The organism is Erwinia sp. Leaf53, from assembly GCF_001422605.1.
GTDB lineage: Bacteria > Pseudomonadota > Gammaproteobacteria > Enterobacterales > Enterobacteriaceae > Erwinia.
The window spans coordinates 217,491-234,112 of sequence record NZ_LMLK01000023.1; the positions used below are offsets into that span (position 1 = coordinate 217,491).

The following is a 16,622-nucleotide window of genomic DNA, read 5'->3' on the forward strand; positions in this document are numbered from 1 at the left end:
CTGAAACGGGTGGTTAACAGGGTTAGTGCGGTTTGAGCAGGGCTTCAGCGTGGCTAACGATATTCTCCACCGTAAAGCCAAATTCCGGGAACAGTTTTTCCGCCGGGGCTGATTCACCAAAACCGGTCATGCCGACGATCGCACCGTTCAGCCCGACGTACTTATACCAGTAGTCGGCAATACCGGCCTCCACCGCCACCCGCGCGCTTACGCCTGCCGGCAGCACCGACTCTTTATAGGCGGCATCCTGCGCGTCAAACAGGTCGGTGGACGGCATCGACACCACCCGCACCCGATGGCCGCTGGCCTGCAGCTTCGCCGCCGCGCCAAGGGTGATTTCCACCTCGGAACCGGTGGCGATCAGGATCACCTCCGGCGTGCCGTCGCTCTCCTGCAGCACGTAAGCGCCGCGTGAGATATCGGCCAGCTGCTGCGCGCTGCGCGGCGGCTGCGCCAGGTTCTGCCTGGAGAGGATCAGCGCGGTTGGTCCGTGATGGCGCTCTACCGCGTGCTTCCACGCTACCGCCGTTTCCACCTGATCGCACGGACGCCAGACGCTCATATTCGGCGTAACGCGCAGGCTGGCCAGCTGCTCCACCGGCTGGTGGGTCGGCCCGTCTTCCCCCAGACCAATCGAGTCGTGGGTATAGACCATAATCTGCCGCGCCTTCATCAGCGCCGCCATGCGCACCGCGTTACGGGCGTATTCGACAAACATCAGGAAGGTGGCGGTGTAGGGCACAAAGCCGCCGTGATGGGCGAGGCCGTTGGCAATCGCGGTCATGCCGAATTCACGTACGCCGTAGTGGATATAGTTACCGGCCGGATCCTCTTTAATCGAGGTCGACTTCGACCAGAGCGTCAGGTTGCTTGGTGCCAGGTCGGCGGAGCCGCCCAGCAGCTCAGGCAGCAGCGGACCGTAGGCTTCCAGCGCGTTTTGTGACGCCTTACGGCTGGCGATTTTCTGCGGATTAGCCTGCAACCCTTCGATATACTTTTGCGTCTCCTGCTGCCAGTTCTCCGGCAGGCCACCGCTCATGCGGCGGGTGTACTCGGCGGCCAGTTCGGGGTGGGCGGCCCGATAGGCATTCAGCTTCTCCTGCCATGCCTGCTCGGCTTTGGCACCGGCTTCTTTCGCATCCCACTGACGATAAATCTCTTTCGGGATCTCAAACGGCGGGTGATTCCAGCCCAGCTGTTTACGCGCCAGCGCAACTTCCTCATCGCCCAGCGGTGCGCCGTGCGCCTCCTCTTTGCCGGCCTTATTCGGCGAACCAAAGCCGATTACCGTGCGGCAGATAATCAGCGACGGTTTATCGGTGACGCTCTGCGCCTCTTTAATCGCGCGGCTGATGGCGTCAGGATCGTGGCCGTCAATCTCGTGCACCACGTGCCAGTGGTAGGCTTCAAAGCGCTTCGCGGTATCATCGGTAAACCAGCCCTCGGTTTCACCGTCGATTGAGATGCCGTTGTGATCGTAGAAGCCGATCAGTTTACCCAGCCCCAGCGTGCCGGCCAGCGAACTGACTTCGTGGGAAATCCCCTCCATCAGGCAGCCATCGCCCATAAACACGTAGGTAAAGTGATCGACAATCTCATGGTCCGGGCGGTTAAACTGCGCGGCCAGCGTGCGCTCGGCAATCGCCAGCCCGACGGCGTTAGCCAGCCCCTGGCCCAGCGGACCGGTGGTGGTTTCCACGCCCGGCGTATAGCCCAGCTCCGGGTGGCCCGGGGTTTTCGAGTGCAGCTGGCGGAAGTTTTTCAGCTCGTTAATCGGCAGATCGTAGCCGCTAAGGTGCAGCAGGCTGTAAAGCAGCATCGAGGCGTGGCCGTTAGAGAGGATAAAGCGGTCACGATCGGCCCACGCCGGATTATTCGGGTTGTGGTGCAGGAATTCGCGCCACAGCACTTCGGCGATGTCGGCCATGCCCATTGGGGCACCCGGGTGGCCGGATTTAGCTTTTTGTACCGCGTCCATACTTAAGGCGCGGATGGCGTTGGCCAGTTCTCTGCGTGAAGACATAAGGTTCTCCATGACGTGTGAGTCGGGCAGGTCGGTGACCCGCCCGAAGAGGAGGTAAAACCGTGGGGGTTACAGCCGGGCGGCCAGCACGTCTTCCAGCTTCTGCTGGTCGCTGGCGAAATTACGGATGCCGTCGGAAAGTTTTTCCACCGCCATCGGGTCCTGATTATGCAGCCAGCGGAACTCGGCTTCCGACAGCGCTTTCGGCGGGTTCAGCACCTGAGTGGACGGTGTCAGCTTACGTTCTACCGCGGCATCGCTGGCCTGCAGCTCTTTCAGCAGGTCCGGGGAGATCGTCAGGCGGTCGCAGCCGGCCAGCGCCAGGATCTGTTCCACCTTGCGGAAGCTGGCGCCCATAATCACCGTGTTGTAGCGGTGCTGTTTGTAATACTCATAAATGTTGCGTACCGACACCACGCCCGGATCCTCATCCACCACGTACGGGTCGAGCGGCTTGCGACTGTTGTACCAGTCATAAATACGGCCGACAAACGGCGAAATCAGGAATACGCCGGCTTCAGCACAGGCGCGCGCCTGCGCCATGGAGAACAGCAGCGTCAGGTTGCACTGGATGCCGTTTTTCTCCAGCTCCTCCGCCGCTTTGATCCCCTCCCAGGTGGAGGCCAGCTTGATCAGAATGCGCGAGCGCGGAATGCCGTTCTCTTCATACATCCGCACCAGCTTCTCGGCTTTGGTCACGCACATGCCGCGGTCAAAGGAGAGGCGCGCATCCACCTCGGTAGAGACGCGTCCGGGTACGCTTTTCAGGATCTCCATACCGAGGTTGATGGCGACTTTATCGCTGGCGTTGATGATCTGCGTCTCTTTGCTGCCACCCTGCCGTTTGGCATAGTCGATGGCATCGGTAATCAGGTGCTTGTAGGAGTCAAGACCGGAAGCTTTGAGAATCAGCGACGGGTTAGTGGTCGCGTCTTCAGGATGGTAGTTACGAATCGATTCGATATCGCCACTGTCAGCCACCACGGTGGTGAATTGTTTCAGTGCGTCTAACTGGTTCATCGGTTTAAGCTCCTTGTAAAGCGGGTCAGTCTCGGGGTGAACAGGATGAGGGGGATCACATTGCAACAGGCGCAGGACAATAGAAATACGCTTTTTCTGATTGTTGCAATGGGTCAGTCCAATGGTGCCTTGCAGCGGCCGCAGTGGGGCAAAAGCACTCCACCTTGCCACGCTGCGCTCATCCTGTTTTGTTGAACGGTGCCGGTTGCAGTACGGACAGCGCGGCGTTATCTCAGCAACATCGGCGACGAAGCCACCATAAAGCATAGCAGATGAGGAAAATTACGTGGCGGGGAAGGTCTGCCGGGGGGGGCGGCCGAGCCACTGAGGGCTTCCGTTTAGTGACTGGCCCGACAGCACGTTTTTGCCTGCGAAAGTCATTCATACGCGATGTGCTTTTCCCCAATGGCCGCAGAGGCTGCCAAAACCTGTTGCCGTTTTTTTGCGCTACTTCAAGTTTTTACGTCTTTACGCCCCTCTATACTGACTGGTCAAACCTCTCCGAAAAAAAGGAACTGCGAATGGACGACCAGTTAAAACAGAGCGCGCTTGATTTCCACCAGTATCCGGTGCCGGGAAAAATCCAGGTGTCCCCCACCAAGCCGCTGGCAACCCAGCGAGACCTGGCACTGGCGTACTCCCCCGGCGTGGCGGCCCCCTGCCTGGAGATCGCCGCCGATCCGCAGGCGGCGGATAAGTACACCGCACGCGGTAATCTGGTGGCGGTGATCTCCAACGGCACGGCGGTGCTCGGGCTCGGTAATATCGGCGCGCTGGCCAGCAAGCCGGTCATGGAAGGCAAGGGGGTGCTGTTTAAGAAGTTTGCCGGTATCGACGTGTTTGATATTGAAGTGGATGAGCTGGACCCGGACCGGCTGATTGAGGTGGTGGCGGCGCTGGAGCCGACCTTTGGCGGCATCAACCTGGAGGATATCAAAGCGCCCGAGTGCTTCTATATCGAGCAGAAGCTGCGCGAACGGATGAAAATTCCGGTGTTCCATGACGACCAGCACGGTACGGCGATTATCTGTACCGCGGCGGTGCTTAACGGCCTGCGGGTGGTGAATAAACAGATTGCCGATGTGCGGCTGGTGGTCTCCGGTGCCGGGGCCTCGGCGATAGCCTGCCTCAATCTGCTGGTGGCGCTGGGTATGCAGACGCGCAACATCGTGGTCTGCGATTCGAAAGGGGTGATTTACCAGGGGCGCGAGGCCAGTATGGAGCGCACCAAGGCGGCCTACGCGGTGGCGGACAGCGGCAAGCGCACGCTGGATGAGGTGATCGACGGGGCGGATATTTTCCTCGGCTGCTCCGGACCGCGGGTGATGACCCCGGAGATGGTGAAAAAAATGGCGCGCGACCCGCTGATCCTTGCGCTGGCCAACCCGGAGCCGGAGATCCTGCCGCCGCTGGCTAAGGCGGTGCGCCCGGACGCGATTATCTGCACCGGTCGTTCCGACTTCCCGAATCAGGTCAACAACGTGCTCTGTTTCCCGTTTATCTTCCGCGGCGCGCTGGACGTGGGCGCCACGGCGATTAACGAAGAGATGAAGCTGGCGGCGGTACACGCCATCGCCGAGCTGGCGCTGGCCGAACAGAGCGAGGTGGTGGCCTCTGCTTACGGCGATCAGGAGCTGAGCTTTGGCCCCGAGTACCTGATCCCGAAACCCTTTGATCCACGGCTGATCGTACAGATCGCCCCGGCGGTGGCAAAGGCGGCGATGGACTCCGGCGTGGCGCGGCGGCCAATTGCGGACTTTGACGCCTACCGCGAGAAGCTGACCGAGTTCGTCTACAAAACCAACCTGTTTATGAAGCCGGTGTTCTCGCAGGCGCGTAAGGATCCGAAGCGGGTGGTGCTGGCGGAGGGCGAAGAGGCGCGGGTGCTGCATGCCACCCAGGAGCTGGTCAGCCTTGGGCTGGCGAAGCCGATCCTGATCGGCCGCCCGAGCGTGATCGAGATGCGCATGCAGAAGCTTGGCCTGAAATTTGAGCTGGGGAAAGACGTGGAGGTGGTGAACAACGAATCCGACCCGCGTTTTAAAGAGTACTGGAATGAGTACTACCAGATTATGAAACGCCGTGGCGTCTCACCGCAGGAGGCACAGCGCGCGGTGATCGGCAATCCGACGCTGATCGGCGCGATTATGGTCCATCGCGGCGAAGCGGATGCGCTGATCTGCGGCACCGTCGGCGACTACCGGCAGCACTATGAGATCGTTGAAAAGCTGTTTGGTTTCCGCAATCAGGCCGGGGTGGCCGGGGCGATGAACGCGCTTGAGCTGCCGAGCGGCAACACCTTTATTGCCGATACCTACGTCAATGAGGACCCGACGCCGGAACAGCTGGCGGAGCTGACGCTGCTGGCGGCGGAGACCGTGCGCCGCTTTGGGATTGAGCCGAAGGTGGCGCTGCTGTCGCACTCCAGCTTTGGTTCATCGAACGCGCCGGCGGCGCGCAAGATGCGCGAAACGCTGGCGCTGGTGAAGGCGCGTGCGCCGGATCTGGAAATTGACGGTGAGATGCACGGTGATGCGGCGCTGGTGGAGAGCATCCGCCACGACCTGATGCCGGACAGCCCGCTGAAAGGCTCGGCCAACCTGCTGATCATGCCCAACGTTGAAGCGGCGCGCATCAGCTACAACCTGCTGCGCGTCTCCTGCTCGGACGGCGTGACGGTCGGCCCGGTGCTGATGGGCATTGCCAAACCGGTCCACGTGCTGACGCCGATCTCCTCGGTCAGGCGCATCATCAATATGGTGGCGCTGGCGGTGGTCGAAGCGCAAACCTCCCCGCTCTGAACCCGACGGCCGGGGCCCGCCCGGCCGTCTGTCACCTCACCGTGCCTGCCGCACGCGGCGGTGAGGGGATCCATCGTTTATCATGGCGGAACAGACTTAAATCCAGTTTTTTACCGGCAGGAAGTCGCTGTAGAGGGCCGCTTCCGGGCTGCCCGCTTCCGGCTGATAGTCATACTCCCAGCGCACCAGCGGCGGCATCGACATCAGAATCGACTCGGTGCGCCCGCCGGTCTGCAGGCCAAACAGCGTGCCGCGATCCCACACCAGGTTGAACTCAACGTAGCGGCCGCGGCGGTAAAGCTGGAACTGCCGCTCGCGCTCGCCCCACGGCAGCGCTTTACGCCGCTCGACGATCGGCAGATAGGCGTCGAGGAAGCCGTTGCCCACCGCCTGCATAAAGCCGAAGCTGGTATCGAAATCCGGGGTGTTCAGATCGTCAAAGAACAGGCCGCCGATGCCGCGCTGCTCATTGCGGTGTTTGAGCAGAAAGTAGTCGTCGCACCACTTTTTATAGCGAGGGTAAACGTCGTCCCCAAACGGCTGACACAGGTCGCTGGCGGTCTGGTGCCAGTGCACGGCATCCTGTTCAAAGCCGTAGAATGGCGTCAGGTCGAAGCCGCCGCCGAACCACCACACCGGATCGGCACCCGGCTTTTCGGCGATAAAGAAGCGTACGTTGGCGTGGCTGGTCGGTACATACGGGTTTTCCGGGTGGATCACCAGCGACACGCCGAGCGCTTCAAAACTGCGGCCCGCCAGCTCCGGACGGTGCGCGGTCGCCGACGCTGGCATCGACTCGCCGTAGACGTGCGAGAAGTTGACGCCGGCCTGCTCAAACAGGCTTCCCTGACGCAGCACGCGGCTGCGCCCGCCGCCGCCGCCCGGACGCTGCCAGCTGTCCTCTTCAAAACGGCCGCTGCCGTCGGCCTGAGCCAGCTGCTGGCAAATATTATCCTGCAGCATGAGCAGAAACTGTTTAACCTGGGCGATATCCGGTGCGTTCATGAAGTGACCTTATAGCGAGAGACGCGTGGATTATACCTCAGCCGGTGCGGCGGCTGGCATCATACTCATCAAAAAAGCTGACGATACCGTCTGAGATCGCCGCGGCAATCTTCTGACGGAAGGCGGTGGTGCCGAGCAGCCGCTCCTCCGCCGGATTGGTGATAAATGAGGTTTCCACCAGTACCGAGGGGATGGAAGGCGATTTCAGCACCGCAAACGCCGCCTGTTCGGTGTGCTGGCTGTGCAGGTGGTGTACCGGACGGATCTGGCCGAGCACGTGTTTGCCGAGGATCAGGCTGTTCTTAATGGTGTCGGTCTGCACCAGGTCAAACAGCACCTGCTGCAGATAGTGATCCTTCGCTGCCACCTGCGCGCCGCCAATCTCATCGGCGGCGTTCTCTTTCTGCGACAGGTAGCGCGCCATGGTACTGCTGGCGCCGCGGTTGGAGAGGGCAAACACCGACGCGCCGTTGGCCGTCGGGCTGGTAAAGCCGTCGGCGTGGACCGACATAAACAGGTCGGCACCGTGCTGGTGGGCGATCTCCACCCGTTCACCCAGCGGGATAAAGTGGTCGGTTTCACGGGTCAGCCGCACCTCAATACGCGGATGATTGCTCAGCCGCTGGCGGATGTGGTTGGCGATCTCCAGCACCACGTGCTTTTCCTCCGAACCTTCATGGCCGACCGCCCCGGAGTCAATACCGCCGTGGCCGGGGTCGATCATCACGATTTTTTTGCTGCCTGCCGGGCGCGGCGGCGGGCTGGCCGGCGTTTTACGCTGCGGCTGGCCGACGTGCAGGGTGACATCCTCCTCACGTGCGCTGGCGTTGCGGCCGAACAGCGCCAGCGCCAGCCCGGAAAGCAGCAGCTGGCGGCGGGTGGTCAGCGGCGTCAGCCTGGAAATCATTTTCATAGCAGCATCCTGAATGGCGCGTTGGCGGTAAGTAAGTACGAATGGATCCGTTAATGGCAGCTGTTATAGCGTAACAATCCGTGCGCCGCGAGACGGGAACTGTTTCAGACTTTTAAGCTTTATTTCAAGGTAATACCTCAGGGATTAAGGTTTTTTTGCCACCGGCGGCGTTACAGGGGTTGCACGCGTGAAATAATGCGTGATAATCAGCAAATTGTGCTTAAGGTCAGGGTAATTCCATGGAAATCCGCGCTTTCCGCCAGGAAGATATTGAAGAAGTGATCACGCTCTGGGAGCGTTGCGATCTGTTACGGCCGTGGAACGATCCGGAAATGGATATTGAGCGTAAGCTGAATCACGACCCCGACCTGTTTCTGGTGGCGGTGGTCGGCGGCGAAATTGTTGGCACGCTGATGGGTGGCTACGACGGCCATCGCGGGTCTGCCTACTATCTCGGCGTGCATCCGGACTATCAGGGGCGCGGCTTTGCCAACGCGCTGATCAACCGGCTGGAGAAGAAGCTGATCGCACGCGGTTGCCCGAAAATTCACGTGATGGTGCGGGAAGAGAACGATGCGGTAGTCGGCTTCTACGAGAAGCTGGAGTATGAAACCGTCGACAGCATGCTGCTCGGCAAACGGCTGATCGAAGACCGCGAGTATTGATCGCTTACGCGGGATGCCCTGATTCAGCCCTGAGAAAGATCGCGCCGGCTGTGCCGAAGCGCCTGCTGGTGCCGCCGGAGCAATGCTCACGATGGAGAGGGGCCATGTCGTATAAATGTTGCTGATGATGACGGTGCCGGCGTGGCAAAACTCCTGCTAAAAATTACAGGGCCATCGCAGCCTTACACGTGCCCAAGATGGCACTGTTGCCGCAATTGACATATTTGATGATGATAATAACCGTACCGCCGTGAATTACTCCCCCGATGATTACGATAATAAAGGCCAGCTGCGCCTGCCGCTGAGCTTCTGGGCGATCCTGCTGCTGCAGGCCCGCACCTGGGTGCTGTTTGTGGTGGCCGGTGCCTCACGTCAGCAGGGGGCCAGCCTGCTGGAGCTGTTCTATCCGGATACCCACGCCTTCTGGCTGGGGCTGGCGCTGGGGCTGCCCGCCGCCGCCGGCCTGCTGTTGACCGGCTATCGCCAGCGGCTGCCGCGCCTGTGGCAGGCGTGGCGTTGGGTGCTGTGCGCCACGCTGCTGGTGATGCTGGCGCTGCAGGCTGCGTTGCTGTGGCAGGGGGATGAACCGCCGTCGCCGCCGGTTATCGGCGTGATGCTGCTGGACGTGCTGGCACTCTGCGCATTACTGTGGCAGCGCCGCCTGCGCGACTGCTTAGATCCGCTGGAAAATCAGTAATTTTGCACTGCTAAACCCTGCGCAGCCGGGCTGGCAGAGCCGGTGAGCGGTACCCTTAACCACCGTATCGTCGGAGCCGTATCTCCGCATCCGGGCCACAGGCCGTCTGTAAACAGGGGGGATGATGGCCCGGTTTATGCGCGATCCTTTGCCGTCTAAACTTTTTCAGCGTTCTGCACTCCAAGCACCGGAAGCTGTGAATACTGAAAATCAGGAGTTGTTATGAAAAATTCTCGTCCGGCGCTGTTAATCGCCACGCTGCTGCTGGCGGGCTGCGCCGGTTCCTCTGCGCCCGCTGACTCTGCCAGCTCATCGACCTGGTGGAATCCGATCTCCTGGTCGTGGTCCAGCCTGTCGCCAACCCACTGGTTTGGCTCGTCGCTGCAGGTGACCGAAGCGGGCGTCGGTGAGGTCACCGGCAGCACCGCCATGACCGAAGCCGCCATCGGTAAAGGGCTGGACGGCAACTACGGCCTGCGCCAGGGAATGCGCAGCGAGGGCGGCAACGTGGTGTCGTTCTGGCAGGCGATTAACGGCGATAAGCAGGTGAAAATAGAGCTGAGCGGGCAGGGCACGGTAAGCCGCATTGACGTCAGCGACGCCGGGGTGAAAACCGCCGGCGGCGTCAGCATCGGCACGCCGTTCAGCGACCTCTACGGCAAAGCCTTTGGCGCCTGCCGCAAAGGCCAGGGCGCGGACGGCGACGGCGTCGAGTGTAAAGCGCCGGGCAGCGAGCACATCAGCTACCTGTTCAGCGGCGAATGGCACGGCCCGGAAGGGCTGATGCCGGCGGACGATACGCTGAAAAGCTGGAAAATCAGCAAGATTATCTGGCGCGGATGTTGCTCCTGCTGGCCCCACATCTGCCGTAATTTCACCGTGACCGACCCCTCACGCGCGCGCACTGCGCTCCCTCCTGAGAAAACGTGTCATCGCAGTTATCCCGCCGCGGGTAGCCGTTGCCCTTTGCTATCCTGCCGACAAAATATTTAATCGCAATTAAGCCGCCATTTTCTGACGATCTTGCGGTCATTGCTCTCACCTGTAATACAGACGCGTGAATAAAGCTGAATTCGCGCTATAAGCCGCTGTCTGTCAACGGACGTTCGGGTTTGCTCGCCTCTGTTCCCGATGTTAGCAACGTGGATTAGCCATTTAGAGGTTAAGCATCTTGTGGACTCACATTGACGGAACGGTTTTGTGCAAGGTGTGTGTTTCCCCTCTATGTCAGGGTTGTTGACGTCTAATAGGTTTGGGTTAAGTTTTGCCTGATGTATGATCGACCGGTATTTAACCAGAGAAATTAAAAGGATTTAAAACTATGGCAGACGAGACAGACAATACGACAGTGACCTGTCTGAGTCACAAGATGAAGTACAAAGAAGTCCCTTGTGGCAGGCAACTGAAACACTGACTGGAGTTGCAGTTTGTGGATGAGAACAACAACCCGGTTTCCGGCCTGAACGTGCAGTTGGAATACCATCCGCTGGCCACGGCGGCAGAAATGGCGATGTTGAGGCGGGGTGGCGACACCCGGTTCGATCCCACACCGCCGCCTAATCCGCCCGCTGGCGTCACCGACAGCCAGGGGCTAGTGCGGTTCGATGACCTGTACTGGCTGGCCGTTGACGTGAAAATGGACGGGCAACAGCTGGCCGATGAAATGGAGCAGCGCCCGCTGGGTATCAGGCGTAACCCGAACAGCCAGCCGGTGAGTGGTAATGCCTTTCGGCGGGAGACGCGGGACAAAAGCTGGCGCACGGACGTGCAGGAGAAGGCGGAGGTCGCCGGATACCGGCATCACTATGTGACCATCGGGGAGCTGTGCGACCGGTTACCGGAGATGCCGGGCTGGGACTCGCCTGAGCCACCGGTGTTCCATTTTCCGCCCGGAAAGTCGCTGAAAGGGACGAAAATTGCGCGGGATGCGCTGGAGCAGCGCCACGTGATTGAGGTCTGCCCGTTCCGGGCGTGGGTGCTGCCCCTGCACGACACAAAGGACTATGACCTGGCGAACGCGCTGAACCTCGGCATCATGGCCGACCTTGTGTATGCCGCCGAGGCGAAGGACCCGACCATCGATTATTTTTTCCGGCAGAAGTGCCTGGATCTGTCCTGCATCCCGCAGTTTGCCGAGTATCCGTCTTACTTTCACACACTGGCGGTGGATGTACCGTTCCGGGAGCGCTACCAGCCTCCTGTCTACATGAATACTGGGGTGGGGGCAACGGGGGAAGGTGATGCCCGCCTGTTTACGGTGGAATGCGGGGCGCACGTACTGGTTGCCTGGTGCGGTACCGACACTCTGCTGAATATCCTGACTGATTTGTCCTTCGCACCGAAGCGGTGTCTGCCGGAGCTGGCTGGGGCGGGCAACGTGCACGGTGGTTTTCTGGAAGCCTGGCAACTGGCTAAACGGAAGTTCGGGGATAAGCTTGACGCTGTTAAGACTGGTTTAGGTATGAGAAAGAAGCTGTTCGTCTGCGGTCACAGTCTGGGCGGGGCGCTGGCGCTCCTGTATGCCGCCGAGATGAAAGCCTTTAACCCCGTGCTGTACACCTACGGAATGCCGCGGACCTTCACCCGCGCGGCGATCGCCTCTCTGGATGGCATCACGCACTTCCGTCACGTCAACGACAATGACACGATCACGCAGATCCCGCCGGATGCCGATCTTGATAACGCGTTTTACAGGTCATGGGGGCCCCTGGGCGACAAACTGGGGTTTGACTGGTCACTGACTACGGCCGCCGGACTCAGTGTGGCGGTGCGGGACCTAACGTTCCAGTCGACAGGGCTTGTGGAGAAAAAAGACCCGTACTGGCACCATGGCAGTACGGTGATATTTTTCCGGGCGCAGCAGTGCGCGATGCGGGCCGCCAGTCCGAACCAGAAAAGCCTGGTCGACGGGCAGGTCTATACCCGGCATTTTGTGTCCACCAGGCTGTATGTCGTGCCGTCCCTGAATGAAGAGTGCCTGAAATCCACCGCTGAGCATCAGGCAGCGTTTATCCAGTGCCTGAACCCGGCCAGCCTGGCAAAGACCTTTCCGCAGAATACTAATCCGGCGCTGAACGGCATCGGAACCGACCCCCGCAGCCACTCGATGGCGCACCGCTACCTGCCCTATATTCACAATCAGGTGCTGGAGCTGGCCGATCCGGGCAGGGAGATGCACCGGAAAGAGATGCGGGTCATGTTCCGGGATCAGGTTGAGAGGGGCGCGGCCTACAGCAATCCGGATGAGGTTGAACGTAACCGCGAATTTCTGGTACTTCAGGACATGCTGCCGGTGGCGCTGAGGCGGACAGAGGCAGATGAGACCGGGAAAAATGCCCTGCTGCGTTTTGCGGCGGTAACGGAGGAAGAAGTTGAACTTTCTCAGTAAAACCACCGTCATCGCGTCAGCTGTGATGCTGCTTTCCGGGTGTGATAACCGCCCTGACAGGACGCTCTCCCCCCCGTCTGGCGCAAAGTGGGTGGATGTGACTTTCCGTGTCCCGGAGGGGATAACGCTGCAGCCCGCCGAGCTGCTTTACCGTTCGGCGCAGTGCAAATCAGTCCGCTATAACTCAAGCAGTGAACCGCATGATATTCCGGGCTATAACGATGTTGAACGGCCATTCGGTGCGCCCGATGGCAACAATGTCCGGCGTCTGCGGATCGCCGTGGATGGTGGCGGCCCGTGCCAGTGGCAGCTGAACTCGCTGAGGGTGAGCTTCAGAATTGCGGACGATGTTCCACTGGTGAAGGGGAAAGAGGTTATCGATACCAGTTATATCTTCGATTTCGGTGACTACGGACTCAGTGACGGTTACGGGACCGGGCTGGCCAAAGCATTCAGCGGGGTGCGGCAGGAACTGAAAACAGACTTTTTCCCTATTGTCTCTAATCACATCGACAATACGGTCAGCTTGAAGTTTTTTGGGGGGGAGACCGGAACAGAAAGGTGGCGCAGACGTTTTAGTCTAAGTAATACACGATATATAGCTATAGAACCTGCTGTTCATCTTATGAAAGTTGTTGTATTAAATCCGCCTGATCATCCAGGCGATCTGACAGCAACTTATCCTGATGGTAGCAGTGAGGATGTACCGAATATTTTCCCTGATTATGACAAGTTGCTGTCAATGAAATAGGCGATCTATATACCTAATAAAGAAGGATTTTCTTGAGATCCTTTTTTTACTTCCAGCCGCTGACTCCCCCAGCGCCTCGACCTGGTGGAATCCGATCTCCTGGTCGTGGTCCAGCCTGTCGCTGACCCACTGGTTTGGCTCGTCGCTGCAGGTGAGCGAAGCCGGCGTCAGCATCGGCACGCCGTTCAGCGACCTCTACGGCAAAGCCTTTGGCGCCTGCCGCAAAGGCCAGGGCGCGGACGGCGACGGTGTCGAGTGTAAAGCGCCGGGCAGCGAGCATATCAGCTACCTGTTCAGCGGCGAATGGCACGGCCCGGAAGGGCTGATGCCGGCGGACGATACGCTGAAAAGCTGGAAAATCAGCAAGATTATCTGGCGTGAATTCGCGCTATAAGACGCTGTCTGTCAGCGGACGTTCGGGTTTGCCCGCCTCTGTTCCCGGTGTTAGCATCACAGATTAGCCATTTAGACGTCTATTTCTGCCCGCCGCATTGCCGCCTGTAGGCCGTAAGCGGGAGCCGGGCAGCGTGAACAGGTGCTGACCTATGGATTTTTATCTCGGCATTGATATTGGCACCTCGCGGGTCAAATCGGTGCTGTTTGACGCTGACTTCAACGCCGTGGCCAGAGCGGCGGAAAATACCGCCCCTGACCTGTCGGCCTGCGGCCATGCCGAACAGGATATGCAGCTGATGCTGGATTCGGTGCTGCGCACCCTTAGCGAGGTAGCGCGTTCACCGCTGCTGGCGCAGGGGCGTATCGCGGCGATCGGGCTGGCCGGTCAGGGAGAGGGCGTCTGGCTGAGCGACGCCGACGGCAATCCGGTTGGGCCGGGCATGCTGTGGAGCGATACGCGCAGCGCCGGATTGATGCACGAACTGTTGCAGCGGCCGGGCCTTGACCGGCGGCTGTTTGCCGAAACAGGCACCCACCTGCAGCCGTGCAACAGCAGCCTGCAGCTGCACTGGCTGGCGCGTTATCAGCCGGAGCGGCTGGCGGCGGCGCGCTATATCTTCTGCGCCAAAGACTGGGTGCGCTTCCGGCTGACCGGGGTGGCGGCGCTGGAGCTGACCGATGCCAGCGCCTCGCTGCTCGATCAGCAGGCCGGTACGCTCTCCTCGCTGATGCTCGACGAGCTGGGCCTCAGCCACCTGCGCGATAAGTTTCCGCCGCTGCTGGCGGCGGATGCCCCGGCGGGTGCGCTGACCGCTGAAATGTCGCAACGCTGCGGCCTGCCGGCGGGCATTGCGGTGGCCGCCGGCGCGCTGGACGTTAGCAGCGCGGCGCTGGGCTGCGGCGCGGTACACAACGGCGACATCTACACCATTCTGGGCACCACCTGCTGCACCGGCATCGTCTGCACCAGCCGCGAGACGGTCAGTGACGGCACGCGTTTTGTCGGCAGCACCGAGGCGGGCAGCTTTATTAATCTGTTCCCGATGCAGGCCGGCACGCCGAATATCGACTGGCTGCGCCAGCAGATCGCGCTGACGCCGGACCTGCAGCAGCTGGAGGTTGAGATAGCAGGCGTAGCGCCCGGCAGTAACGGCGTGTTCTGGCAGCCCTACCTCAATGGCGAACGCGCCCCGTTCTACAGCCCGACCGCCCGCGCCGGCTACTTTGGCATCGGCCAGCACACCACCCGCGCCGAACTGCAGCGCGCGGTGTTTGAAGGGCTGGCTTACGCGATCGTCGACTCGCTGCAGGAGTACCCGTCCGGCGGCGAACTCTACCTAACCGGCGGCGGCGCGGCCTCGGCCACCTGGCTGCAGATCATCGCCGACTGCACCGGCAGAACGGTGATCGCCAGCGAATTCAACGAACTGAGCGCGCGCGGCGCGGCGCTGCTGGCCGCGCGTAGCGTTGGCGCACTGCGTCAGGTGCCGCCGGTGGCACAGACGCGTTATCAACCCGACCCTAATGCGCACGCCTGTTACCGGGAGCTGTTCCCGGTCTACCGGCTGCTGCGCGACCAGCTGCAGCCGGTGTGGCAGGCACGCCACCAGGCCCTGCAACGTTTAAAGGAATCATAATAATGAAGATCGTGTTTACCGCCGAGTACGCCGGTGATTTACAGGCGTTTCGCCAGCTGGGAGAGCTGGTGGTGGACGGCTGGGCCATCGGCAAGCCGAAGTTTACGCCGCAACAGCTGATCGCGCTGGCGCACGACGCTGACGTCATCGTCACCAGTTACGATAACGTCACCGCCGAGGTGATTGCCGCCTGCCCGCAGCTGAAGGTGATTGCCTGTACCCGCGCCAATCCGGTGAATATCGATACCGCCGCCGCCAAAGCGCGCGGTATTAAGGTGCTGTTTACCCCCGGCCGCAACGCCGATGCCGCCGCCGAGCTGACCTTTGGTCTGATGCTGGCGCTGGTACGTCATATTCCACAGGCGCATGCGGCGCTGAAGCGCGGTGACTTCACCCGAGACGCGCAGCAGGAGCAGCAGACGTCGGCCGGGTTGAAGCGCGACGTGGTGTGGGACGTGACGCCGGAGAGTCCGTATGAAGTGTTTAAGGGCAGCGAGCTGCGCAATAAAACCCTCGGTCTGATCGGCTACGGCAATATCGGCCGCCGGGTGGCGCGTATCGCCCGCGCGTTTGGCATGGCGATTCTGGTGGTGGATCCGTTTGTGGCGGCGGAGGAGATTAACGAGCCGGGGCTGCAGAAGACCACGCTGGACGCGCTGTTCCGAGAGGCGGATATCGTCAGCCTGCATCTGAGCAGCGGCGCGCACAGCGACGGTCTGGTGAACGCCGCGCTGTTGGGCAGTATGAAGCCGGGGGCGCTGCTGATTAATACCTCGCGGGCGGCGGTGGTGGTAGAAGCCGATCTGATCGACGCACTGCGCAAGGGGCCGTTGGGCGGTGCGGCGCTGGACGTTTATCATCAGGAGCCGCTGTGGCGCGATCATCCGTTCGTTAGCGAGCTGGAAAACGTGATTATCACGCCCCATATTGCCGGTGCGACCCGCGAGAGCATTGAGAAGCACACCGCGATGATCGCCGCCGATCTGCAGCGCTTTGTGGCGGGGGAGCCGCTGCTTTATCAGTGGAAGTGATACGGTTAGCGCTGGCGCGGTGCGGGTCGCTTCAGGTTGGGGGCCTGGTTTAAGTGAGAGCGGCTTCAGGGCCGGCCGCTTTGAGGTTGGGTGTCTGGTTTAAATGATAGTGGCTTTGGGGCAGGGGCGCTTTGAGGTCGGGTGCAGGGCTTAATCGGGGTTATCCGGAACGCGGACACGCTGTAAACACGTCCGTGTGCGCTCGGCGGCGCGCGTCCCTGCGCGCCGACGGTCCGCTAACCCGGATAACCCCGATTGCCTGTAATCATTGGTGTTGCTGCCCTGAAATATTCTA

Annotated in this window: 11 protein-coding genes and 2 pseudogenes; 9 read left to right on the plus strand and 4 right to left on the minus strand. The window is 60.7% G+C overall.

What is annotated here, in order from left to right; genetic code table 11:
- Positions 1–22: 22 nt before the first annotated feature.
- The gene (tkt, locus tag ASF13_RS17200; protein ID WP_056239065.1) at positions 23–2,023 is read right to left on the minus strand and encodes a transketolase; all 2,001 of its coding nucleotides are present in this window, start codon (positions 2,021–2,023) and stop codon (positions 23–25) included.
- A 69-nt stretch (positions 2,024–2,092) separates the two neighbouring features.
- Positions 2,093–3,043: a transaldolase gene (gene tal, locus ASF13_RS17205; RefSeq protein WP_056239070.1), complete on the minus strand. Its 951-nt coding sequence runs from the start codon at positions 3,041–3,043 to the stop codon at positions 2,093–2,095.
- A 521-nt stretch (positions 3,044–3,564) separates the two neighbouring features.
- Between tal and maeB the strand changes: the two genes are divergently transcribed.
- The gene (gene maeB / locus ASF13_RS17210; RefSeq protein WP_056239073.1) at positions 3,565–5,844 is read left to right on the plus strand and encodes an NADP-dependent oxaloacetate-decarboxylating malate dehydrogenase; all 2,280 of its coding nucleotides are present in this window, start codon (positions 3,565–3,567) and stop codon (positions 5,842–5,844) included.
- A gap of 96 nt (positions 5,845–5,940) precedes the next feature.
- On the opposite strand, the gene hemF is transcribed toward maeB, so the two are convergent.
- Positions 5,941–6,849, minus strand: coding sequence for an oxygen-dependent coproporphyrinogen oxidase (gene hemF, locus ASF13_RS17215; RefSeq protein ID WP_056239076.1), 909 nt, complete (start codon positions 6,847–6,849; stop codon positions 5,941–5,943).
- A 37-nt stretch (positions 6,850–6,886) separates the two neighbouring features.
- Positions 6,887–7,762 carry an N-acetylmuramoyl-L-alanine amidase AmiA gene (gene amiA / locus ASF13_RS17220; protein ID WP_056239079.1) on the minus strand — a complete coding sequence of 292 codons (876 nt, stop codon included), beginning with the start codon at positions 7,760–7,762 and terminating at the stop codon, positions 6,887–6,889.
- A gap of 239 nt (positions 7,763–8,001) precedes the next feature.
- On the opposite strand from amiA, the gene ASF13_RS17225 reads away from it, so the two are divergent.
- The 8 genes and pseudogenes from ASF13_RS17225 to ASF13_RS17260 all read left to right on the plus strand — a co-directional run bounded on the left by ASF13_RS17225 (position 8,002) and on the right by ASF13_RS17260 (position 16,327).
- Positions 8,002–8,427: a GNAT family acetyltransferase gene (locus tag ASF13_RS17225; RefSeq protein WP_056239082.1), complete on the plus strand. Its 426-nt coding sequence runs from the start codon at positions 8,002–8,004 to the stop codon at positions 8,425–8,427.
- A gap of 250 nt (positions 8,428–8,677) precedes the next feature.
- Positions 8,678–9,124, plus strand: coding sequence for a DUF2919 domain-containing protein (locus ASF13_RS17230; RefSeq protein ID WP_056239086.1), 447 nt, complete (start codon positions 8,678–8,680; stop codon positions 9,122–9,124).
- A 222-nt stretch (positions 9,125–9,346) separates the two neighbouring features.
- Positions 9,347–9,961 (plus strand): annotated as a pseudogene (locus ASF13_RS17235) (RpoE-regulated lipoprotein); the annotation flags it as partial.
- 592 nt (positions 9,962–10,553) lie between these two features.
- Positions 10,554–12,512 (plus strand): lipase family protein, encoded by a 1,959-nt coding sequence (locus ASF13_RS17240; RefSeq protein WP_235515038.1) that lies wholly within the window; start codon positions 10,554–10,556, stop codon positions 12,510–12,512.
- Positions 12,496–13,263 (plus strand): hypothetical protein, encoded by a 768-nt coding sequence (locus ASF13_RS17245; RefSeq protein WP_056239090.1) that lies wholly within the window; start codon positions 12,496–12,498, stop codon positions 13,261–13,263. The genes ASF13_RS17240 and ASF13_RS17245 overlap by 17 nt, the downstream gene beginning before the upstream one ends.
- Positions 13,264–13,417: 154 nt before the next feature.
- Positions 13,418–13,657: pseudogene (locus ASF13_RS25035) on the plus strand (DUF1131 family protein); the annotation flags it as partial.
- A 151-nt stretch (positions 13,658–13,808) separates the two neighbouring features.
- Positions 13,809–15,296, plus strand: a complete 1,488-nt coding sequence (locus ASF13_RS17255) for an FGGY-family carbohydrate kinase (RefSeq protein WP_056239093.1) — start codon at positions 13,809–13,811, stop codon at positions 15,294–15,296.
- Positions 15,297–15,298: 2 nt separating this feature from the next.
- The gene (locus ASF13_RS17260; RefSeq protein ID WP_056239096.1) at positions 15,299–16,327 is read left to right on the plus strand and encodes a 2-hydroxyacid dehydrogenase; all 1,029 of its coding nucleotides are present in this window, start codon (positions 15,299–15,301) and stop codon (positions 16,325–16,327) included.
- The last annotated feature ends 295 nt before the right edge of the window (positions 16,328–16,622 follow it).